We start from the raw sequence: 22,853 nt of genomic DNA on the forward strand, positions 1-22,853 counted from the left end.
GGTTTCGGCGTCCACCCTCGCTAGGCATCCATCCGCAACGCCTCGACCACATCGCGCGCCGCGCGCGCACCGGTCTCGATCGCACCGTCGATCCCACCGACCCCCAGCGCCGCGAGATCGCCACCGGCGAAATGGATCCGGCCGTGCGGTCGGCGCAGCAGTGGCGCGGCCTGCGTCAGGTACCCCGGCCGGTGATGCACCCAGGTCCCCTGCGAGTAGGGATCGCTCACCCAGTCGTGGCAGGCGACATCGAGTACCTCGAGATCGGGTACGAAGAACCGCAGCGCCCGCTCCACGGCGCCGCGGTCGGTGGGGTCGATCGCACTGGCGTCACCACAGAAGCAGACGACCAGAGTGTCGCCCTCGTAGCGGTATTCGGTTCGCGCCGAATTGATCGGATGCTTGCCGACGGGCGCGTTGGCCGAGAAGGGCGTGACCTCACCCTTCACCCGCGCCCAGATCTTCATCGTCCGCATCGGATGCTTCTGCTCGATCATGTCCGCGGCAGGCGGCGGCGGCGTGACGGCCACGTCGGCGAGGGTGTTGAGCGGAACCGCGAGCACCACCTGGCGGGCCCGGATCCGTCGGCCGTCCGCGGTGGTCACGGTGACGGCGGACCCGTCGTCGTCGACCGCGGTGACCGGCGTGGACAGGCGCAGCTCGGCGGTGGATTCGCCGTTGATCGCATCGAGTAGGCGTTTGGTGCCGCCGTCGATCGGGAATCCGCCCGCGCACTCCATGAAGGTTTCCCAGCTGCCACCGTTGAGAGAGGTCCAGAACAGGAACTGGGCCATGCCCTGCTCCGCCGGGGCGGCAACCAGCGAGCCCATGACATCGCAGAGCACGTCACGCTCGGCCGGGGACAGGTCCATGGCGTCGAGCCGGTCGGCGAAAGTTTCCTTCTCGATCACGGTGGTGTCGGCAGCGTGGATGTCACCGGGCATCGGAAACCATTCCCGCGCGTCGGCCAGACAGCGGGTGGCCAGCGACTTGCTCACCGCGTGGTATTCGGCGGGCGTACCGGTGTGCACCGTTGCGTCGGCCAGCCAGTTGCACTGTTCGATCGTCAGCCGTCTGACCAAGCCGATGTCGTAGCGCTTCAGTTCGTGCCAGACGTGCGCCTGGGACCAGTGCGCGTAGGTGCCGCCGAATTCCACCTGCCGCCCGAAGGCCTCCCCCACGAACGTCCGGCCACCGATCCGGTCGCGAGCTTCGAGGTGGACCACCGAATGGCCGGCGAGGGTGAGATCACGGGCCGCGGTGACGCCGGCAAAGCCCGCACCGATCACCGCGACATCGTAGGTAGAGGTCACGAGCATCTCCTTTGCGAAGGACAGCAGATACAAGCAACCTATCGAGATCCGTCCTTTTTCACAACGCTCGTTGTGTAAATAATCCGGCCGGTGCCGTGCCGGGACTCACACTGCCGGATAGCGGCTACACCCGCGCCTGTCAGGCGATCCTCAGGTTTGCCTGGGAAGGTCGGTGACGCAGCAGACAAAGGAGTCGTTTGTGTTCAACCGTTGGGGCGACCTTGTCCATCGATTTCGCTTCGCCGTCATCGCGATCGTCGGTGCCGCGCTGCTCGGGCTCGGTGGGTACGGGCTCGGATTGTCCGACCATCTCACCTCGAGCGGGTGGGACGACCCGGGTTCGGAATCCTCGCAGGGCTCGCGGATCGCCGACCAGGCATTCGGGCGCGACCATACCGCCGACGTCATCGTGCTCTACAACGCTCCCGACGGTAGGACGATCGACGATCCGGAGTTCAGCGGCACGGTCGTCGCGGGTCTGAACAAGGCACTGGCCGAGCACCCCGACGAGATCGACAAGATCAACGGCGCCTACTGGCGGGTGGGCGACGCGCCCGCGGTGCCGTCGGTGTTCGGGTCGGCCGACAAGCGGCACGCGTTCGCCTCGGTCGCGCTCGTCGGCGACAACGACACCGATCTGCTGCGGAGTTACCGGGCGGTGAGCGACGCCTTCCACATCGACGGTGTGGACGTGGAGGTCTCGGGGCTGCAGGCCATCGGCGGCACCCTCAACGACACCATCGCCACCGATGTCCACCGGATGGAACTGCTGGCCATTCCCGCTGTGGCGGTGCTCCTGTTCTTCATCTTCGGTGGCGTCGTCGCCGCCGCGCTGCCGCTGATCATCGGTGGGCTCACCATCTTCGGCGCCAACGGCATCGTCATGGCGATCACGAACTTCACCGACGTCAACTCGTTCGTCTCCGCCGTGGTGTCGATGATCGGCCTCGGCCTGGCCATCGACTTCGCCTTGTTCATCGTCAGCCGGTTCCGGGAAGAGCTCGCCGCCGGTTACGACACGCGCGCGGCAGTCCGGCGCACGGTGATGACGGCCGGACGCACCGTCGTCTCCTCGGCGACGATGATCGTCGCCAGCCTCGGCGGCATCCTGCTGTTCCCCCAGGGCTTTCTCCGCTCGGTCGCCTACGGCACCATCGCGACGGTGTCACTCGCCGCCCTGACCGCGGTGACGATCCTGCCCGCGATGCTGGCCGTGCTCGGGCCACGGGTGGACATGCTCGGCATCAAACGCTTCCGCAAGACCAAATCCGCCGAGGAGATCGAGAACGGCTTCTGGGGCAGGCTCCCCCGCTGGGTGATGCGACACCCCTTGAAGGTGGCGGTGGCGGTCGTCGTCGGGCTGCTGTTGCTGATCATCCCGATCAAGAACCTCGCCTTCGGCGGCATCAACGAGAAATATCTCCCGCCCGACAACAGCACCCGGCTCGCCCTCGAACACTTCTACGAGGTGTTCCCACTGAAGAAGACCGACCCGATCCAGCTGGTCTTCGTCGGCGAGAACACCAACGCCATCGGCGCGGTATGGAAGCAGGCCAACCAGGCGCCCGGGCTCGTCGGCCAGTTCGGCGTGCCGAGCAACACCGGCTCCAACGATCCGGCGGTATACCGCACCTCGGCCACCCTGGTCGACCCCACCGGCAACGCCGAGCCGACGATCGACTACCTGCGCGCCATCGACGTACCGGACGGAGTGGACATGTACGTCGCGGGGCAGCCCGCGATCATGGCCGACAGCATCGACAGCCTGCTCGACCGGATGCCGCTGATGATCGGGCTGGTCCTGCTCGTCACCACGCTGCTGATGTTCCTCACCTTCGGTTCACTGGTGCTGCCGATCAAGGCGGCGCTGATGAACGCCCTCGGGCTCGGTTCCACACTCGGCATCCTGACCTGGATCTTCATCGACGGTCACGGCGCCGGGGTACTGAACTTCACGCCACAGCCGATCAGCGCACCGGTGCTCATGCTGATCATCGCGGTGATCTACGGCTTGTCGACCGATTACGAGGTCTTCCTGATCTCGCGCATGGTCGAGGCACGCGCCCATGGCGCGTCCACCACCGAAGCCATCCGCACCGGCACCGCGCAGACGGGCCGCATCATCACCGCGGCCGCGCTGATCCTGCTCGTCGTCACGGGCGCGTTCGCGTTCTCCGATCTGGTGATGATGCAGTACATCGCCTACGGCATGATCGCGGCGCTGTTCATCGACGCGACCATCCTTCGCATGCTGCTCGTCCCCGCCATCATGAAACTGCTCGGCGACGACTGCTGGTGGGCGCCCAAGTGGGCCAAGCGAATCCAGGAAAAGGTCGGGCTGTCCGAACCGAGCCTCGCCGACGAACGACCCGACCGGGACGCGATGGTCGACCTGGTGCGGACGACACCGGTCACCGACCCGCCGACCATGCGGATGGCCGCGGTGCCCGACAGCAAGTTGGCACGCACACCCCGCCGCCCGCGCACCGTCGCCGAGATCGAAGCCGAAGCCCCGACCCATCGACTGGGCCGGATCACCGACCGGCCGCCGAGGTAGCGGAACGGCCGGTGCGGAAGGCGGGTTCTATCGCGGTGCGATGAGGGTCAGGGTGGCGTCGATCAGATCCTTCGCATGAGCGGGGGTGAAACGCTGCGGCTCCACCGGATACATCAATGCCCAACCGTCGCCCATGGCACTGAGCTGGTCGGACAGGACGTCCGCCGGAATGTCGTCACGGATCGCGCCGCGCTCCTGCGCGGCGGCCAGCACCGCGGCGTAGTCGGCGCGGAACTTCGCGTAGCGCGTGACGATGACCTCGGCGATGCGCGGTTCCGACCGCACCGAGGTGAGCAGCTCCGGCATCAACGGCCAGAACTTCACGTCCTTGCCCAGCTGGAACCATTGCGCCAGCAGCTCGCGGACGTCGGTCGTGTCGCGGATCGCCTCGACCATCGCGTCGTAGCGATCGAATCGGCTCAGCACCAGCGCGAGAACCATGTCCTCTTTGTTGGCGAAGTAGTAGGTGACCGCACCGGTGGTGTACCCGGCGTGCTCGGCGACGCGTCGCATCGACGCCTTGACATAGCCTTCGGCCGCGATCACGGAGGCCGCCGCGTCGAGCAGCTCCGCGCGCTTGGCCGCGTGATCGCCCGCCGGCCTGCCGCGTTGCGCGGTCGCCACCGCCCCGCCGACTTCGCCCAGCTCCCCCACGCCCTGCTTCTGTTTCTGCGCCACGCCAACAGTTTCGCACAGGCATTTCACATAACGACCGTCAGGTAAAGGTATGCCGCGTCGGTGCGCGCGTTTGACAGCCCCGATGCGCCGCCGCATACTCGAACTAGATTCGAGTTCTACCAAACCTCACGAAGGAACCGGTGAAATGGTCGCAGCGGTCGAAGTCCTCCTCATCACCTGCACCATCGCGATCATCTGGTTCGCCTGCTACGTCGTCTACCGCCTGGTGACCGACGACTCCCCCCGACGCTGAGCCGTCGGACCGACCTCGTCCCTGCCCCGCGCCGGCGAGTCGAACCTACGGCCCGCCGGCGTCGCACAGGCACTACGTCTAGAGCTCGACCAGGGTGTAGTCGGCGACCTGGCCGCTGAGCAGCCGCAGATGGTCATCGGCGGCACCGAAGATCTGGTCGATCACGGTGAGCCGGGCGAAGTAGTGACCGACGGGGTATTCGGCGGTCATGCCGATACCACCGTGCATCTGGATGGACTCCTGCCCGATGTGCTTGGCGGAGCGGCCGATCTGCAATTTGGCGCGGGAGGCCACGATCGGGTCGATACGCCCTTCGGCCAGACAGGCCGTCGCGTACAGCACCATGCTGCGCGCTTCCTCGAGGGAGACGTACATGTCGGCGGCACGCTGGGTGAGCGTCTGGAACTTCGACAATGTCACCCCGAACTGCTTGCGCGTCTTCAGGTATTCGGTGGTGAGCCGCAGCGACTCCTCCATCGCACCGAGCGCCTCCGCGCACAACGCGGCCTGCGCCCGAACGATGCCCCGTTCGACAGCCGGGGTCGCGTCGGTGGTGTCACCGAGCAGTTCGGCTGGGGCACCGGCGAATTCGATGTCGGCGGCGCGACCACCGTCATGTGTCCGGTACGACCGCCTCGCCACCCCCTCAGCCGCGGCGTCCACCAGGAACAGGCCGGTGCCCCCGTCGGGCAGGGCCGCGCTCACCACGAGCTTGTCGGCGCAGTCGCCTCGAAGCACCGGGTTCTTGCGCCCGTTGATCGTCCATCCACCGTCGTGTTCGGCGGCGGTCGTGGTGACCTCGGTCGACGGCCACCGGATGCCGGGTTCGGTGTGCGCGAAGGCCAGCAGCAGGGCACCTTCGGCGACCTGGGTCAGCACCTGTTTGCGCTGCACGGCGGTGCCCACTTCGGCGATCAGGCCGCCCGGCACCAGCACGCTGTCGAGGATTGGTTCCGGGGCGAGCCTGCGGCCGAGTTCGACCATGACGGCCATGGTTTCGACCGGGCCCGCGCCCATACCGCCGTCGTCTTCGGCGAAAGCGAGCCCGAGCAGGCCGATCTCGGCCAGCTTGGCCCACACGTCCCGGCTCCAGCCGAGTTCGGAGCCGATCACCTCGGCCCGCTTCTCCGGGTCGTAGCTGCGAGCGAGCAGTTCGCGGGTGGTGTCACGCAGCAGTTGCTGCTCGTCGTCGAGAGCGAAATCCATGGGATCGACTCACAATCTGTGTTCAGAGACCAAGGATGGTCGAGGCGATGATGCTGCGCTGCACCTCGTTGGACCCTCCGTAGATGGACGTCTTGCGGTAGTTGAGGTAGGTGGCGGTGCTGCGCTGCGCCCATTGCGGACTAGCGATCTGCGCGCCCGCGTCGAACGGGAGCGAGTCCGGCCCGGCGATATCCACCAGCAGCTCCGTCGCCGCCTGCTGCAACTCGGTGCCGCGCAGCTTCAACACCGACGACGCCGGGTTCGGCTTACCGTCGGCAGAACCCGACACCACCCGCAGGAGCGTCAATTCCAGTGCCAGCAGCTGGTTTTCGAGCTCCGCCAGCCGTGCGGCGAACAACGGATCCGCCAGCAGCGTGCCGCCCGCCGTCTTCGTCTGCGCGGCACGTTCCTTGGCCAGCGCGAGGGCCACCTTCGTCCGCCCCACCGCGGTGATGCCGGTGCGCTCGTTGCCGAGCAGGAACTTGGCGTAGGTCCAGCCCTGGTTCTCTTCGCCGACGAGCTGGTCGGCGGGCACCCGCACATTGTCGAAGAACACCTCGTTGACCTCGAAGCCGCCGTCGATCAACTCGATCGGCCGGACCGTGATGCCGGGCGAGGTCAACTCGATGAGCAGGAACGAGATGCCCGCCTGCTTCTTCGCGTTCGGGTCGGTGCGGACCAGGCAGAAGATCCAGTCCGCCCACTGGCCCATCGTCGTCCAGGTCTTCTGGCCGTTGACGACATAACTGTCACCGTCACGCACCGCGGTGGTGCGCAGCGAGGCGAGGTCGGATCCGGCCTCCGGCTCAGAAAAGCCCTGGCACCACCAGATGTCGAGATTCGCCGTCGACGGCAGGAATCGCTGCTTGAGTTCCTGGGAACCGAAGGTGGCGATCACCGGACCGACCATGTTCACGTTGAAGGTCAGCGGTTCGGGAACCGAGGCCAGCTGCATCTCGTCGTGCCAGATGTGGCGTTGCGTCGCCGACCACTGCTGACCACCCCACTCCACCGGCCAGTTCGGCACCGCCAGCCCGTGCGCGTTGAGCGTCTGCTGGCAGGCCACGACCTCCGCTTTGGTCAGCTCCTCCCCCTGCCGCACCTTCTCGCGAATCTCCGCGGGAATCTCCGTCCGGAAGAACTCCCGCAGTTTGTCGCGAAAGGCGGTCTCGTCGGCGGTCAAAGCCAATTTCATCGCGCGCACCGGCTTCCCTCGCCGGCACCCGGCGAAGCGATCGTGAACTGCGTCATGTCTACCTCCAGATTTCTTGCGGGAGAAACGATCAACGGAAGGCACCGATACCGGTGAGCGCCTTGCCGATGGAAAGCTGATGCATCTCGCTTGTGCCCTCGTAGGTCAACACCGATTCCAGATTGTTCGCGTGCCGAAGGGGCGAGTACTCGAGGGTTATTCCGCTGGCGCCGAGGATCGTCCGGCATTCCCTGGCTATCCCGATGGCCTCGCGGACATTGTTGAGTTTGCCGAGGCTGATCTGTTCGGGCCGCAACTGCCCGGCGTCCTTGAGCCTGCCCAGGCGCAGGGCGAGCAGCATTCCCTTGCCGAGTTCGAGTGTCATGTCGGCCAGCTTTGCCTGAGTCAGCTGGAAGCTCGCCAGCGAGCGATCGAACACCTCACGAGTTCGCGCGTATTCGAGGGCGGTCTCCAGGCTGTCGCGGGCGGCGCCGAGCGCACCGAACACGATGCCGAAACGGGCTTCGTTCAGGCACGACAGCGGTGCGCCAAGCGAATTCGCTTGCGGCAGCTGGGCCGACGCGGGCAGGCGGACCTCGTCGAGGATCAGTTCCGAGGTGATCGAAGCACGCAAGGAGAGCTTGTTCGCGATGTCGCGGGTCTCGAAACCGGGTGTGCCGCGGGGTACGAGGAAGCCGCGCACGCCGTCGTCGGTCTGCGCCCACACCGTGGCGATATCGGCAGAGCCGCCATTGGTGATCCACATCTTGGTTCCGGTGAGAATCCAATCTGTGCCGTCGCGCCGCGCCCGGGTCCGCATGCCCGCCGGGTTCGAGCCGAAATCAGGTTCGGTGAGCCCGAAGCAACCGATCGCCTCGCCTGCGGCCAGACGGGGCAACCATTCGTTCTTCTGTTCTTCGGAGCCGTAGCGATGGATCGAGAACATCGACAGTGATCCCTGCACGGAGACAAAACTGCGGAATCCGCTGTCGGCCGCTTCGAGTTCGAGACAGGCGAGACCGTAGCTCACCGCATTGGTTCCCGCACACCCGTAACCGTCCAGGTGCATGCCGAGCAGACCCAATCTGCCGAATTCGCGGGCGATCTCGCGGGGCAGAGTGGCCGATTCGAAGCTGTGGGCGATTGTCGGCCGGAGGTGTTCGCGGGCGAACTCGCGCACGGTCGTCTGGATGTCGCGCTCGTCATCGTCGAGCATCTCGTCGATGCCGAACAGCCCGAGCGGCGTACTGCGCGCAGACACGGTGGTCACGTCGAGCCTCCTGGTAACTAAGCGCTTGTTCACCTCATGGTGCTACAGCGATTCGACAGCCGTCAAGCCGGGGGCCGGGTCAGCCGAGACTGAAGGGCTGTCCCCACAGCGTCACCCAGCTGGTGACGCTGTCGGTGACGATTTCGACGCTGACGAAGGCTCTGGCCTGGGCGTAGCCGCCACAGCCGGTCAGGCCGATGGTCTGATCGGCCCAGGCGACCGAGCCTGCGTCCCCGGTGAATTCGTTGTAGACCTTGTGCGACTCGTTGCCGAAGTCGTCGGCCTTTTCCCGGTCGAGGATGTAGAAGGACTTCGCCTGCCCCGGCCCGAGCGACAACTCGCCGCTGGTACTGGCACCGAGACTCGCGTTACCCTCCCAGTCCGAGGCGCCTTCGACGCCGCCGCCTGCACCACCACCAGCGATATTGACCTGGCAGCCAACGGTGTAACCGGGAATGATGAGCCCGTAGGTGCCCGCACCCGCACCCGCGAGTTCCACCTGGGCAGTGCCCGAAACCCAGGCGTTACGGTGCGCCGGGGTCGACCCGAGCGATGGATTGATGTTGGCGGATTCGCCGACGAGCCGGACCGTGACCACGGTGCCGTCGGAGAGGGTCTTGACCATCTCACCGCCCGGGAGCGGCACGAATGTGTCGGCACCGGCGGGCGTAGTGGCGAGCAGGCCGAGCGCCAGGGCGGCGACAGCACCGAAGCTGGTGCGCGCGAGATTCTTTCGGTTGAACATGGGGGTACACCTTCGGATTCGGTTTCGCGGACGCGAAAGAAAGACAGGTAGTCGGAGGCGAGAAACGGGGTTCAGCCGATGCTGAACGGCGCACCGTAAAGAGTTGTCTTCGAATAGTGGTCACCGATGATCTCGACCACCGTGTAGGCGCGGGCCTGGGCGTACCCCGCACAGCCTTGTATCTCGATCTCGGCGTCCTGATATTCCACCGAGTATCGGCCCGGCCGCAGAATGTCCTTGTAATCGATCTGGACGAATTTCACCTCACCCGGACCGAGATTCACCCCGATCGAGCCGCCCGCGCTCACCCCACCGGTGGAGATGCCACCGGACACCCCGGCACCGATCGCGTCGTCGGCGATGCTCACCTGGCAACCGACCAGATACCCCGTGTTCAGCTGCGATGCGCCGTGCGTGGAGGAATTGTTGCTACCCGGAATACCGGCGGGACCATTTGTCGGACCTACTTCACCCTCCGGTGTCGCGGTGACATCGGCGATCGCGTTACCCGAGACCCAGACCACCCGTCCAGCACCATTGGCCGCCATGGAAGGCGAGACGATCGCGTGTTCGCCGGTGCGGGTCAGCGTCACCCCCGGGCCCGCCTTCGACCCGTCCGGCAGCGGCACGAACGTATCCGCGGTCGCCGCGGTCGGCATCAGCACACCGATGGCTACCACACCGATTCCGGACAGTCCGGCGACTGCGGCACAGCGACCGGTTCGGACCCGAGTCCAACGAGAAATCATGATGATCAAATCTCCTTTGCACGTGCTGGACCGCCAGCCATTTCAGAAATGGGGCTGCCGGAAATACCGTCGACCGCTTTCCGTGTCGAGGTGGCGTGCATCACTGTAGTGAGAACTATGCGTTCACACAACAGTTGTTGTGAAAATTATCCGGGTCGTATCTACTCGGGTTCGGGGCGGAGGAACTCGGCGACGCGCGGTCCGAGGTCGTCGGCGCGGGTGACGAGCCCGAGATGGCCGTCGGGGTAGATGTGCAGGGCCGAGTCGGGCATCAGCCGGTGCATGATTTTCGCGTTGATCACCGGCACGATGGGGTCGTCGTCGCCGGCGAGGATCAGCGTGGGCTGGCGGATCAGCGGCAGGAACGGCAGGCTGGTCCAGCCGGCGCCCGCGAGCAGCTGCAGCGCGTAACCCGGACCGGGAGCGCGACCCGCATGGTGATGCAGGATCTCCTGGGCGAGCGCGGGTTCCGCACGCAGGCGGCCCCCGTAGATCGTCGCGGCGATCGCGGCCGCGTAGGCGCGATCGCGGTACCGGCGCGGGGTGATCATCTTGCTCAGCACCCGGGGATGCGCCGGAATCATCAGCATGCCGGTCGCCGTGGCGACGAGCACCAGGCGCCGGCATCGCCGGGGGTTCTGCAAGGCGAATTGCTGCGCGAGACCACCACCCCACGAGATGCCGAGCACGTCGGTCTCCGGGTAGCCGAGTTCGTCGAGGACATCGCCGAGCGCGCAGGCCAGAGTCGCGAAATTGTAAGGCAGGCGCGGCATTTCGGAACCGCCGATACCGGGCACATCGAACCGGATCACCGGGATCGCCGGGTCGAGTCGATCGAGGAAGGGCTCGAGCAGCTCGAGCCTCGCCCCGATGCCGTTGCACATGAGCACTGGGCGCCCCTGCCCCGCGCGCACCGCGACACGCCATCGTCGCCCGTTGATCCGCACTTCCCGAACGGTCTCGACCTCGGCCACGCGACCTCCTTCAGGTTGGGACTCAGGAGTCGAGTCGGTTGCCGAGCTCCGGGAACGTGCGGATCGCCTGCAGCGCGATGGTGAGATCGCTCAGCACCCGCGGGTCGTCGAGCGAGCCGCCGAGGCGTTCCTCGAGGCGGCGGATACGTTGCCGAACCGTATTGGGATGGCAGTAGAGTTCCCGGCCCGCATTGGCCGCCGAGCCACGCGCGTCGATCCACGCGGTCGCGGTGGCCAGCAGCGTCGTGCGGTCGTAGTCGGGCAGGGCGAGCACACCGTGCAACACGCGCACCACGAATCGCCGCGTCGTCTCCCGGTCGCGCACGAGGAGATCGATATGCGGCTCGTCGTCGAGCCCGCGGATGCCCTTGGTGCCGGGCGACAGCGTTTCGAGGGCGACCTGGGCCAGCCGCAATGCCCGGGCGGCCCCGTCGAGGCGGTGGAACACCGGACTCACTCCGACACGTCCGAGGGCCACCTGCGCGACCTCGGCGAGCACCACCTGCGGGTCACGGCTGTTGCCCAGTGAGAGCACGCCGATCTCGTGTTGCGGCTGGGATCGCCACGCCGACCCCACATCGAGCCGCCGGAGGCGGTCCTCGAGCTGCGGCAGGGCCGCGGAATGCGCGCCGGTCACCTCCGCGACGACCACGAGAAAGGTTCCCTCGTAAGGCAAGTCGAGAAGCTTCGCGACCTCCCAGGCACTGAGCGAACCGGAAGCCGGTCCGTCGAGGATCGCCGAGATGATGCCGGATCGCCTGCGGTCCGCCTCGATCATGCGTTCGCTCATCGCCTGCCGGTACGACTCGGTCAGCGCGAGGGAGAAGTCGTCGGCCAGCTCCCAGATCGCCGTGGCGGTATCGAGCAGCGCGTCCACCGACTTGCGCCCCGAGACGCGGGCGGCGGCCAGCAATCGCTCCCACACGAACGCGAAGCCGAGGCGATAGGCGCGCAACACCTCCGGCAGCGGCATGTCCTGTGAGGCCCGGGCGCGACCGATGTCGCGCGGAGCCGAGAGGTCGACCCCGCGTTCACCACTCAACCGTTCGAGGATCTGATTCATATTGGCTATCAGCGAGGCTCGCAATTCGTCCCGGTCGACGATGCCCGCCGTGCGATAGATCTCGATCTGCTCGAGAATCCGGACGAGCAGCTGGTCGGCCAGCGTATCGATCTGCTCGAGCAGGTCGGCGGCGAGTTCGGCCACCGGCTGAGCGAGACTCGAAGTAGGCACCTCGACAGGGTATCCACGGGCCGCGAGGCACATCGCATCCGGCAGAGCAGAGTGTGCGTGCCGACACAGTCGCGCCGGATCTGGTGTCGGCGCCGACATTGGCTGGACCGGCCCGATGCGCGAATCTGTGAGCACGCGTTCGGCACGGTGGCCGCACTGAGATGCGGGTCATCGTGCGTTCGCCACCGGATAGCGACAAGACCCTCCTCTCGGTCGTCGACCACCGCACCAGATCTGGCAAGCAGATCGACGCGGAGCGACCAGACACCCGCTGCGCGGACTGTGCCCGCGCGGCCGACAGGAGTGGAGACGCCATCATCAATTCCGGTACGAAACCCAAGGAAAACGCCGAACACGCGGCCGTCGATTCGCCTGAGCGCCGGACGACGAGTGAAACCCCGGAGTTCGTCGCGCCTCTCGATCAGCTGCTGAGCGAGGCCGCACTGCGGCCCGTGAACCGGTGGCTGCCCGGCGACTCGGGGGTTCGGTTCCTCGATGCGCTGGCCAAACGCCCCGACCGGGTCAAGCGCAGGGTCGGGGCACTCGTCGACGAACTCGGCCGGATCGTCATGGGCACATCGCAGCTCGCACCGCAGCCGAAGGACCGGCGCTTCAGTGACCCGGAGTGGTCGCAGAACCCGCTACTGAAGCGCGTCGTGCAGGCCTACCTGGCCGCGGACGAACTGGCCGAGGGGCTCCTCGAGGACGCGCCGCTGGAGTGGCGCGATGCCCAGCGGATGAAGTTCGTCCTCTCGAACATCCTCGAAGCCGCCGCCCCGAGCAACAATCCACTGATCAGCCCCGTCGCGTGGAAGACGTTCTTCGCCACCAAAGGCGCCAACGCGGTCTCGGGGCCGCGCAATCTCCTGCGGGACTTCGCCGGCTCACCCCGGATCCCCGCGATGGTCGAGCCGGACGCGTTCCGGGTGGGTGTCGATCTCGGTATCACCCCCGGCGCGGTCGTGTACCGGACAGAGATGTTCGAGCTGATCCAGTATCTGCCGCAGACCGAGACCGTGCGTGCGGTGCCGCTGCTGATCGTTCCGCCGACCATCAACAAGTACTACGTCCTCGATCTGGCGCCCGGCCGCAGCCTGGTCGAGTACCTCGTCCGACAAGGCCAGCAGGTGTTCATGATCTCGTGGCGCAACCCCGATGAACGCCATCGTGATTGGGGTATCGACGCCTATGCCGAAGCCGTGATCGAGGCGTTCGGTGTGGTCGACCGGATCGCGGGTGCCGGATCCGTGCACACGATGGCGGCCTGCTCGGGTGGCCTGATCGCCTGCATGGCGGCCGCGCACCGCGCGCGGACCGGCGGTCTCGGCAAACTCGCCAGCCTCAATCTGCTGGTCACCATGATCGACCAGCACCGGGGAGGCATGGTGGGCTCACTCATCGACGAAGGTGTCGCTCGTGCCGCGATCGCCCGGTCGCAGCACATGGGATACCTGGACGGCCGCGCTCTCGCCGAAGTCTTCGCCTGGTTGCGACCGTCCGATCTGGTCTGGAACTACTGGGTCAACAACTATCTGCAAGGGAAGACCCCACCCAAGTTCGACATCCTGTTCTGGAACGCCGACACCACCCGGATGCCCGCCGCGCTGCATCGTGACTTCATCGAAGCCGCACTGCACAACAAGCTGGCCACCGCGGGCGCGGTCACGGTGCTCGGCACCCCCATCGAACTGAACAAGATCACCGTCGACTCCTATGTCGTGGCCGGCTCGGCGGACCACATCTGTCCCTGGGCCAACTGCTACCGCAGTGCCCAACTGCTCGGCGGCAAGGTGCGTTTCGTCCTGTCGACCAACGGTCATATCGCCGCGCTGGTCAACCCGCCCGGCAACCGCAAGTCCAATTACCAGGTGTCCGAGGACACCTCGCTCGATCCCGCGGACTGGCGCGGCGCGGCGGCGACCGTGCAGGGGTCGTGGTGGCCCGACTACGCCGCGTGGCTCGGCGACCGTTCCGGGCCGGACAAACCTGCCTCGGCCATGCTCGGCAGCGCCGAGTTCCGGCCGCTCGGCGTCGCGCCCGGCACTTACGTCTTGTCCGACTGACCCCGGTTCACCATCCACCTTTCACCACGTCGACCGCGACGCCGATCACCGCGACGTTGTAGAAGAACCCGATCACCGAGTGGAGCAGCACTTGCGCCCGGATGGAACGGGTTCGGGTGTTGACGTCGGAGACCGCGAACGAGACACCGATGGTGAAGGAGAAATAGGCGAAGTCCAGCAGATTCGGGCGCGGGGTGTCGGGGAACGACAGAGGTTGTTCCGGGAGCCGCCGGTGGTAGGTGCGGGCGTACTGTTCGGCGAAACCGAGGTGCAGCAGGAACCAGGCCAGCAGGGCCACAACGACAGCGATGATGTCGGTGGGCACCGCGTGGTCGTCGCCCGCGTCGCCTGCGACGATCGAGAGCACCGTGGCCAAACCGACGGTGCTCGTGACCACTGTCAAGACGAGTGCCGTCCAGCTGTCGGGGATCGCGTCCATCCACTCGGCGGGGTCGTCGGCGTGGCGGTTCCGCAGCAACAGAACCAGCCACGCACCGATGTACACGGCGGCGAGAAGCCCCCAGCCGAGCAACCATCCGCGCGGCTCACCGGCCCACAGCGCGGCAACGCCGAGCACCACCAGGCCCGCCTCGAGGACCCGGCTCGCGATCACCCTCGGGCTGTGCACAGAGACGACTCCTTCACTCCGGCTGGAGGGAGGCCGTGCGTGGCAGTGCCGACCCGCCCTGCCGCATCGTATGTTCAGAGTGCGCGGACGAGGCCGGTCGACGCGCCTCTGTCGACGACCAAGGTCTCGCCCGTCACCCATCGCTGCGCGTCCGAGGCGAGGTGGGCGATGATTTCGCCGGGGTCGTCCGGCTCGCCGGACGGTGGCGGTGTGGTGGTCGCCCCGGCGAGTCCACCGCCGAGCGCGATGGCGTTGACCCGTACGGCCGGTGAGAGCTCGGCCGCCAATTGTCCGGTGACGTGGATCAGTGCGGCATGTGCCGCGCTGTACAGGCCGGAGTCCGCCCCACCGACCGTGTTGATCACTACGCCGCCGTGCTCGCTCATCCACGCGCGCGCCACGAGTGAGGTCCACAGGATCGGCGCCCACAGGTTCACGCCGAGGGTTTTGGTGAATCTCAGGTAGTCCTGATCGACGAGCCGGCCGCGGGCATGGTCGGTGCCCGACGTGTTGACCAGGATGTCGACGCTACCGAAACGGTCGATCGCCGATTCCACACATCGTTGCGCTGCTTCCTGGTCGACGGCACCGACGGCCACGCCGACGGCGTTGCCTCCGACTGCGGCCGCGGCCGCGTTCGCGGCGTCCCGACCGGGTAAGGCCAGTACGACATTGCCGCCTGCTCGGGAAATCGCCTGTGCCGCAGCCGAAGCGGCCCCCCGCATGCCACCGGTGATGACGGCCGTCCGGCCGGAGAAATCGAATCGGCTCACCTCGGCCCCCATCACTGTCTGCTCGTCGGGCGACTGTGCGGGCAGGCCCTCAACGGACATCGTCGGCCTTCCCGGTGCGCCGTTGCACCGAGCAGGAGCCTGCATCGCGGTGATCCCACTTCGCTGCGTTATCGAAGTCGAATCTAATTCGAGTTTAGGAGCGAGTCGCTGCACTGTCAACCGGCGGTAAGGCCGATCTCAGACCTGCGGCCGCCGTGGTCAGTCCTGCGGCGCGTAGGTGCCGAGGTATGCCGTGACCAGTCGCTTCAACTCGGCGATGGTCGGCTCGTCGCCCCCCGCCGACCGACGGAATGCCACGTCGAACAGTCGGCTACCGGCTTCGAAAGCGAGCTCGACGGCGAGCTGGGGAGTATCGCCGTCGAGGAGGTTCCGGTCGATCAGGTAGCGCCAGAACCGCTCGGCGAGTTCCGCGTCGAAGGCCTTGGCCACCTCGCCGATCGCCGGGGAGCGCCCGAAGTACCAGAGTTCGACGAAGTCGGGGAACTCCCGGCAGTACCCGACCAGAATGTCGACGATTCCGCCGACGGCCTGGCTCAGGCTCCCCGGGGCCGCATGCTCGAGCGCGTCGGCGATCCGGCTGTCCAATCGCTCCGCGTGCCGGCGCACCAGCTCGACATCCACGTGGTTGCGATCAGCGAAGTAGTGGTACATCGAGGCCAGTGGGATGCCGGTCCGTTCACTGATCGCCTTCAACGTGGCGGCCTCGTATCCCTGCTCCCGCAGCAGCGTTTCAGCCGCCTCGAGGATGGCCTGTACCCGCTCGACTCCGCGGCGCTGCACCGGGGCCGGTCGAGCGGACGCTTTGCGCGCCGGCGATTTATCGAACACGATTCCAGATCGTAACCCCTGCCCGACCGGTCCGCACCTATCTGATCGGCCGGCCATGCCGCCTCGAAACCGTCCTGTGCGCATCCACAGGACTCCGTCCCACCTGAGATCGACTCTGCTTCAAGCTCTTTCACAGGTGTTACCTTGACCACTCCGATAGTCACCCGCTATGTTCACTCGCCAACAGAACTGGTCACACGTTCAAATGGGCGTGCGACCAACTGCGGGAGTCTGAGGGACGCGGATGATCGAAACAGCAAGACGCGGTGGACGCGCCGTGCGGTGGATGACAACGATCGCGCTGGTCGCCGGAATCGGCGTGGCCGGGAGCGCTCCGGTCGCGGCGCAACCCGGTTCGGAGCTGACACCGCTGCGTGCCGAGGGCGCCGAGCTGGTCGACGGATTCGGCCGCACCGTGCTGCTGCACGGAGTCAACAATGTCGACAAGCGCGCACCCTTCCTGATGCCCGGCGACAATTTCACCCTCACCGACGAGTCCGCGGCGGTGCTCGCCCGGCACGGGTTCAACACGGTTCGCCTCGGGGTGTCGTTCGAGGGCTTGATGCCGACCGAGGGCGTGATCGACACCGCCTACCTCGATCGCGTCGAAGACGTCGTGGACACCTTGGCCGCGCACGGCATCTACACCCTGCTCGACAATCACCAGGACGGACTGTCGAACGTATGGGGCGGCAACGGTTTTCCCGCCTGGTCCATCCGGGCTCGGCCGCACGCCGACGAACCCAACCCCCGTTTTCCGCTGTACTTCCTCATGCCGAGCATGAACCTCGGCTGGGACGAAGTGTGGAACAACACCCACGGCGTCCTCGACCACCTGGCTACCGCGCTCGGCGCGCTGGCCGAACGGATGAACGGCCGCGCGGGCGTGCTCGGCATCGAGCTGCTCAACGAACCCTGGCCGGGCACACCGTTTCTCACCTGTTTTCCCGACGGCTGCCCCAGCTTCGACGCCACCTATCAACGCGCCCTGCAGCGACTGACCGATGCCGTCCGGGCCCGCAATGCCACGGTGCCGGTGTTCTGGGAGCCCAATGTCACGTGGAACGAGACGATGCCGAGTCACCTCGGCAAGAATCCGCCGATCACCAGCTCCGACATCGTGTTCGCCCCGCACGACTACTGCGTCCCGAGCCAGCTCGCCATCTACCTCGACCTGCCGGAGGACCTGCGCGCGGTGTGCCCGGTGCAGCAGGACAAGACCTGGTCCAACATCGATTCGTTCACCGCTCGCACCGATATCCCGACCATGATCACCGAATTCGGTGACGGCGACCCGACGGTGTTGCGCAACACCACGATTCGCGCCGACGAACGGTTCGTCGGCTGGCACTACTGGCATTACAGCGCCGGTGACGGCGATCCGTTCCGCGGTGACCTGGGCCGCGAACTGGTGCGCACCTACCCACGTGCCACCGCGGGGACGCCCGAAGCCCTGATCTACGACTCCGGCAACGGTGATTTCGCGTACCGGTTCCGCCCACGAGCCGCATCGGCGCCCACCGAGATCTATGTCTCCGACCTGGCCTATCCGGATGGGTACGAGGTCGAGGTCACCAAGGGTCGTGTCACCTCACCGACAGGTGCTCGTGTCGTCACCGTGGAGGCCGACGGCACGGCCCCCGTCACCGTCCGCATCCATCGCCCGGGCTCCGACGGCGCCGACCTGTCGACCGGATCCGGCACCGGCTCGGGTATCCCCTGGCCGTTCACCGGTTCGGCGGGCTGAAGTCGACGCGTGCCGGGTCAGGCCTTCATCTCGTAGGTCCCGGCCAGTCCGCGCGCCTTGCCGAGCACACGCTCGAAGCGGGCCTTGTCGAAGGCGGGGCGGCGCACCAGGTCGAGTGCCCGGCGTTGCTGGACCGCGGTGGCGGTCGGCTTGTTCTGCAGGGCAAGGGCGTTCGTGGAGAAGCCGCGGACGAAGCCGTCGAAGATCTGGTCGATGACCGCGGGGTCGGTGCCCTCGATCACCGCCTGCTCCAGTACCAGCTGCGCGTAGGGCACCGCCGTGAACAGCTCACCGAAGGCGAACAGGAAGTCGACGTCTTGCTGCTGCGACGGCGTCGGAGCGGCGACGGCGAGCAGTGCCTGCAGCGCGAGGACCTGCTCGAGGAACACCGCGACATTCGGCACCTCACGGAAGCTCTCGAAGACCGGACGCCAGTCGGCGAAGCGGATCCGGCCGAGGCCACTGCTCGGTCCCTGCCGGAACAGGAACTCGTCGTCGACGGCGTCGTGCCGTGTCGGTACCGGTTCGTAAGCGGCGCAAGCCAATTCGTCGCCGAGCGGTTTCACGATCGAGCCGAGACGCGGAGTGAGCTTGCGACTCGTCCAGGACAGCGCACCGGCGGCGGCGCGGGTGGCGACCGTGGGCGCCACCGCGACACCGGGCAGCGATCGCATCGCGGCCAGACCGGCATCGGCCGGGTGGAACATGTAGTTGGCCATGAACTTCAGCGACAGTGCCATGTTGACGTGGACGGTGCCCTCCAGCCTCGGGAGCCCGAACATGGCCGTCATCGCGACCGGGAAGTACATGTCGTTCTCGAACCCGCGCGCGGCGATCACATCGGCGAGGTCCTCGATCACGCGCTGTCCCTGGCGGGTCACCGACATCTTCTCGATGGCGTTGAACAGCAGGTAGCGCCGGTCCCCGGGTGAGGCCGAACGCATGTAGTCCACCGCGCGAGCACTGTAGAGCTTCATCGCGGCGATCCGCGCGTAGGAATCGGTGATCAGGGCTCGGACCTGCGGGAACTCGGTGACTCGGTGCCCGAACAGAATCCGGTTCTCGGCGTGGTCGATCGCCTCGTAGAAGGAGTGCTCGCACGCGCCGATCGCGCCGAAGCCGAGGTTGAACTTGCCCACGTTGACCGTGTTCATCGCCGCGTGGAAGGCATCCTCCCCGCGGTGCAGGATGTCTTCCTCGGCGACGGGATAGTTCTCGAGCTCGAACGCGGCGACATAGATCTGGCTGTTGACGACGTTCTTGCGCAGCTTGTACGCCTCGTGCTGGGAGTCCGCGACGAAGAAGAGATACCCCTCGTAATCCTCCTGCGTCGGTTTACCCCGCATGGCCGCGGCGCTGTCGATGATCGGCTTGTCCGAGCGACGGCCGAATACCGAGACCATCGAGGCCAGGTTGCCGTTGCCGATGTAGTACTTGCCGCCGGTCGCGGTGTATCCGCCGTCGGGCTGGGGGTCGACGATCATGTCGGTGGAGTACACGTCGGCGCCGTGTTCCTTCTCCGACAGGCCGAACGCGAAGATCTCGCCGGCCTCGAGCTGCGCGGCCGCCTTCTGCTTGGCGACGGTGTTGTCGCTCTGCCAGATCGGCCCGAGACCCAGGATGGTGACCTGCCAGATGTACCAGTAGGTCATGCCGTAGAAGCCGAAGATCTGGCTCAACATGGCGTTGCGCGCGGTGTCCCAGCGCTTGTTCGGGTCACCGCCCGCCTCGGCCGCCGGGGTGAGGAAGGTCGCGAACAAGCGCTCCTTCTTCACGAAATCGAGGAATTCCGACGGCCAGACGCGGGCCCGGTCGTCGTCGAGCAGCCTGGTCTTGCCCCGCGACTCGAACCAGTCGACCGTCGCGCGCAGCAACCTGCGCGTCTCCGGGTCGAACTGCGCGAAGTCGGCGGTGTTCGGGTTGAAGAGATCTCGGGGCATCACGGCTCCTCCTGCGGGCGTCCGGCACGGTCGGACGGTTCATTCAGCACTGTAGCATTTTCATACAGTGATGTAGGAACAGTGGCCGGGTTGCTATTGTGTGCGCATGGGTAGCGAGACGGCAGTGCAGCGGCGAGGGCGGGCCGCACATCTCGGCCCCGAGCGGCGCAGACCACAGGTGCTCGACGCGGCGTTGGCCATCGCCGCCGACCATGGGGTCGCGGCGGTCACGATGGGCGCGGTCGCCGATTACATGAACGTGACCCGCCCGGTGGTCTACGCCTGCTTCCCCGATCGGGTCGAACTGATCGACGCACTGATCCAGCGCGAGGAGAACTTCTTGATCTCCGGCGTGCTCGACGTGCTGCCGCCGCGCACCACCGACGCCGACGAGACGGTCTTCGTGGAAGGGTTCCGCACTCTGCTGCACAAGGCGTCCGAACGGCCCGACGCCTGGCGGCTGATCTCCGGCAATCCCGATCCCGCGGTCGTCGGTTCTTTCGGTCGCGGTCGGCGGCTGGCCGTCGACCGCTGTACGGCGCTGCTGCGCCCGACCTTGCACGCCTGGGGCGTCGAGGACGCCGAGCGCAAACTCCCCGCGCTGGTGGAGTTGTGGGTCTCGGCGGCGGAAGGCGCGGTCCGGACCCTGTTCACCAACCCGGACGAGTGGAATCCGGATGATCTCGGCGCCTTCGTCGGCTCGGCGGTGTACCGCGCGATGCGCAGCGCATAAGGCCGCTCAACCCTCCCGCACCAGCCCCGGCGCGCCGGTTGCCGGTACCAGCGTTACCGGATACCCTGAGCCTGTCGGTGCACAACTGTTCACTCAAATATGACAGGCAGGGCGGACCATGGGGTCTCGTTACACAGATTCGGTCAGTGCGTGGCGCGAGCAGGTGCGAAAGGACCTGCGCACGGTCACCGAGTTCGCCCAGGAAGCCCGGGCGGCCGCCACCGTCCGCGGGCGCGGCATCGGCCGCGTCGCCGACGGAGCCCGTCGTGATGTGACCGCGGAGGCACGGGCACTCGCCGAGGATCTCGCCGACCTCGCCGATGCCGCCCTGCGCTCACGCACGGACGGCCGAAAGTCGCGGCTGGGCAACCTCTTCGGGAGCCGTGCGCGCCGACGCCGTTGACCGCCGCCGCCCGCGCGGCGTACGCGCGGTCGGGACCTCACGACCCACCCGGCTAGCCTGTGAGGAAATGGCCGTGTGCGCGTATGTCGTCCGGCCACGGTGGCAACGACGACGACAAGGAGTCCACGGGTGGCTGTCCTGGACGCGAAGCTGAGCGGCATCTACGACGAGGTATTGCGCCGCAATCCCGGGGAATCCGAGTTCCACCAGGCGGTACACGAGGTTCTCGACAGTCTCGGTCCCGTCGTCGCCAAACACCCGCAGTACGCGGACGCCGCGGTGATCCGTCGCTTGTGCGAGCCCGAACGGCAGATCATCTTCCGGGTGCCGTGGGTCGACGATTCCGGCACCGTGCAGATCAATCGTGGCTTCCGGGTGGAGTTCAATTCCGCGCTCGGCCCGTACAAGGGCGGACTCCGCTTCCATCCCTCGGTCTATCTGGGCATCGTCAAGTTCCTGGGATTCGAGCAGATCTTCAAGAACTCGCTCACCGGACTTCCCATCGGTGGCGGTAAGGGCGGCTCGGACTTCGACCCGAAGGGCCGCTCGGAGGGCGAGGTGATGCGGTTCTGTCAGGCGTTCATGACCGAGCTCTACCGGCATCTCGGTGAACACACCGACGTCCCCGCCGGCGACACCGGAGTGGGCGGCCGCGAAATCGGCTACCTGTTCGGCCAGTACAAGCGCATCACCAACCGATACGAGTCCGGGGTACTCACCGGCAAGGGCCTGACCTGGGGTGGTTCGCAGGTGCGCCGGGAAGCCACCGGCTACGGAGCGGTGTTCTTCGTCGACGAAATCCTTTCCGCCGCTGGCCGATCCATGGAGGGCCAGAAGGTGGTGGTGTCGGGTTCGGGCAACGTCGCGATCTACGCGATCGAGAAGGTCCACCAGCTCGGCGGCATCGTGGTGGCCTGCTCCGATTCCAGCGGTTACGTCGTCGACGAGCAGGGCATCGATCTCGAACTGCTCAAGGAGATCAAAGAAGTACAGCGCGGCAGGATCGCCGACTACGCCGAAAAACGTGGCGGTGCCGCACGATTCGTCGCGGGCGGTTCGCTGTGGGAGGTGCCCTGCGATATCGCGCTGCCGTGCGCGACCCAGAACGAACTCGACGGCGCCGCCGCGGGCAAACTCGTCGCGAACGGCTGCCGGATCGTCGCCGAGGGCGCCAATATGCCGTGCAGGCCGGAGGCGGTGCGGTTGTTCAACGAGGCGGGGGTGATCTTCGCGCCCGGCAAGGCGGCCAACGCGGGCGGCGTCGCGACCAGCGCGCTCGAGATGCAGCAGAACGCCTCGCGCGACTCGTGGAGCTTCGAGCACACCGAGGAGCGCCTGGCCGAGATCATGCGCGGCATCCACGATCGCTGCCTGGCCACCGCCGACGAATACGGCGTACCGGGCAACTATCAAGCAGGCGCCAATATCGGTGGCTTCATCCAGGTCGCCGACGCGATGCTGGCACTCGGCGTCATCTGAGCGCTACCTCCCGGCGAACACCGCGCCGCCCCCAATTGTGGGGGCTGGTGCGAATTCTCGGAATCTG

At 66.6% G+C, this 22,853-nt stretch carries 19 protein-coding genes; 6 read left to right on the plus strand and 13 right to left on the minus strand.

The window, feature by feature from the left end; all coding sequences use genetic code 11:
• Positions 1–20 precede the first annotated feature (20 nt).
• Positions 21–1,313, minus strand: a complete 1,293-nt coding sequence (locus NCO8_RS14380) for a flavin monoamine oxidase family protein (protein WP_218022667.1) — start codon at positions 1,311–1,313, stop codon at positions 21–23.
• Positions 1,314–1,512: 199 nt separating this feature from the next.
• Between NCO8_RS14380 and NCO8_RS14385 the strand changes: the two genes are divergently transcribed.
• Positions 1,513–3,870 carry an MMPL family transporter gene (locus NCO8_RS14385; RefSeq protein ID WP_084457074.1) on the plus strand — a complete coding sequence of 786 codons (2,358 nt, stop codon included), beginning with the start codon at positions 1,513–1,515 and terminating at the stop codon, positions 3,868–3,870.
• 27 nt (positions 3,871–3,897) lie between these two features.
• Here the strand turns inward: NCO8_RS14385 and NCO8_RS14390 are convergent, their stop codons facing one another.
• The 8 genes from NCO8_RS14390 to NCO8_RS14425 form a co-directional block, all read right to left on the minus strand.
• Positions 3,898–4,548, minus strand: a complete 651-nt coding sequence (locus NCO8_RS14390) for a TetR/AcrR family transcriptional regulator (protein ID WP_245655352.1) — start codon at positions 4,546–4,548, stop codon at positions 3,898–3,900.
• A gap of 331 nt (positions 4,549–4,879) precedes the next feature.
• Positions 4,880–6,007 carry an acyl-CoA dehydrogenase family protein gene (locus tag NCO8_RS14395; protein ID WP_067639689.1) on the minus strand — a complete coding sequence of 376 codons (1,128 nt, stop codon included), beginning with the start codon at positions 6,005–6,007 and terminating at the stop codon, positions 4,880–4,882.
• 22 nt (positions 6,008–6,029) lie between these two features.
• Positions 6,030–7,202 carry an acyl-CoA dehydrogenase family protein gene (locus NCO8_RS14400; protein ID WP_067640191.1) on the minus strand — a complete coding sequence of 391 codons (1,173 nt, stop codon included), beginning with the start codon at positions 7,200–7,202 and terminating at the stop codon, positions 6,030–6,032.
• 88 nt (positions 7,203–7,290) lie between these two features.
• Positions 7,291–8,415 (minus strand): acyl-CoA dehydrogenase family protein, encoded by a 1,125-nt coding sequence (locus NCO8_RS14405; protein WP_067640193.1) that lies wholly within the window; start codon positions 8,413–8,415, stop codon positions 7,291–7,293.
• A 133-nt stretch (positions 8,416–8,548) separates the two neighbouring features.
• A complete protein-coding gene (locus NCO8_RS14410) occupies positions 8,549–9,214 on the minus strand; it encodes an MspA family porin (protein WP_067639691.1) in 666 nt (221 codons plus the stop codon).
• A 71-nt stretch (positions 9,215–9,285) separates the two neighbouring features.
• Entirely contained in the window at positions 9,286–9,963 is a 678-nt protein-coding gene (locus tag NCO8_RS14415; protein ID WP_067639693.1) for an MspA family porin, read from the minus strand.
• Between the two features lie 161 nt (positions 9,964–10,124).
• Positions 10,125–10,937, minus strand: coding sequence for a poly(3-hydroxyalkanoate) depolymerase (gene phaZ, locus NCO8_RS14420; protein WP_067639694.1), 813 nt, complete (start codon positions 10,935–10,937; stop codon positions 10,125–10,127).
• A gap of 22 nt (positions 10,938–10,959) precedes the next feature.
• Positions 10,960–12,171, minus strand: a complete 1,212-nt coding sequence (locus NCO8_RS14425; protein WP_210739978.1) for a PucR family transcriptional regulator — start codon at positions 12,169–12,171, stop codon at positions 10,960–10,962.
• 161 nt (positions 12,172–12,332) lie between these two features.
• Between NCO8_RS14425 and NCO8_RS14430 the strand changes: the two genes are divergently transcribed.
• Positions 12,333–14,234 (plus strand): PHA/PHB synthase family protein, encoded by a 1,902-nt coding sequence (locus NCO8_RS14430; RefSeq protein ID WP_084457080.1) that lies wholly within the window; start codon positions 12,333–12,335, stop codon positions 14,232–14,234.
• 7 nt (positions 14,235–14,241) lie between these two features.
• On the opposite strand, the gene NCO8_RS14435 is transcribed toward NCO8_RS14430, so the two are convergent.
• The 3 genes from NCO8_RS14435 to NCO8_RS14445 form a co-directional block, all read right to left on the minus strand.
• Positions 14,242–14,862, minus strand: coding sequence for a DUF1345 domain-containing protein (locus NCO8_RS14435; protein WP_167353286.1), 621 nt, complete (start codon positions 14,860–14,862; stop codon positions 14,242–14,244).
• Between the two features lie 74 nt (positions 14,863–14,936).
• Positions 14,937–15,647, minus strand: a complete 711-nt coding sequence (locus tag NCO8_RS14440) for an SDR family oxidoreductase (RefSeq protein WP_210740136.1) — start codon at positions 15,645–15,647, stop codon at positions 14,937–14,939.
• 207 nt (positions 15,648–15,854) lie between these two features.
• Complete coding sequence (locus NCO8_RS14445) at positions 15,855–16,484, minus strand: TetR/AcrR family transcriptional regulator (protein ID WP_067639704.1); 630 nt, start codon at positions 16,482–16,484, stop codon at positions 15,855–15,857.
• 244 nt (positions 16,485–16,728) lie between these two features.
• Between NCO8_RS14445 and NCO8_RS14450 the strand changes: the two genes are divergently transcribed.
• On the plus strand, positions 16,729–18,231 hold the full coding sequence (locus NCO8_RS14450) for an endoglycoceramidase I (protein WP_245655353.1): 1,503 nt from the start codon (positions 16,729–16,731) through the stop codon (positions 18,229–18,231).
• Between the two features lie 17 nt (positions 18,232–18,248).
• On the opposite strand, the gene NCO8_RS14455 is transcribed toward NCO8_RS14450, so the two are convergent.
• Positions 18,249–20,171 carry an acyl-CoA dehydrogenase family protein gene (locus tag NCO8_RS14455; protein ID WP_067639707.1) on the minus strand — a complete coding sequence of 641 codons (1,923 nt, stop codon included), beginning with the start codon at positions 20,169–20,171 and terminating at the stop codon, positions 18,249–18,251.
• Positions 20,172–20,277: 106 nt separating this feature from the next.
• On the opposite strand from NCO8_RS14455, the gene NCO8_RS14460 reads away from it, so the two are divergent.
• The 3 genes from NCO8_RS14460 (at position 20,278) to gdhA (ending at position 22,786) form a co-directional block, all read left to right on the plus strand.
• Entirely contained in the window at positions 20,278–20,904 is a 627-nt protein-coding gene (locus NCO8_RS14460) for a TetR/AcrR family transcriptional regulator (protein WP_067639709.1), read from the plus strand.
• Positions 20,905–21,022: 118 nt separating this feature from the next.
• Positions 21,023–21,307, plus strand: a complete 285-nt coding sequence (locus NCO8_RS14465; RefSeq protein ID WP_157104912.1) for a hypothetical protein — start codon at positions 21,023–21,025, stop codon at positions 21,305–21,307.
• 129 nt (positions 21,308–21,436) lie between these two features.
• Positions 21,437–22,786 (plus strand): NADP-specific glutamate dehydrogenase, encoded by a 1,350-nt coding sequence (gene gdhA / locus NCO8_RS14470; RefSeq protein ID WP_067494176.1) that lies wholly within the window; start codon positions 21,437–21,439, stop codon positions 22,784–22,786.
• Positions 22,787–22,853: the final 67 nt, after the last annotated feature.

It is taken from the genome of Nocardia coubleae NBRC 108252 (genome assembly GCF_001612805.1).
Taxonomy (GTDB): Bacteria; Actinomycetota; Actinomycetes; order Mycobacteriales; family Mycobacteriaceae; genus Nocardia; species Nocardia coubleae.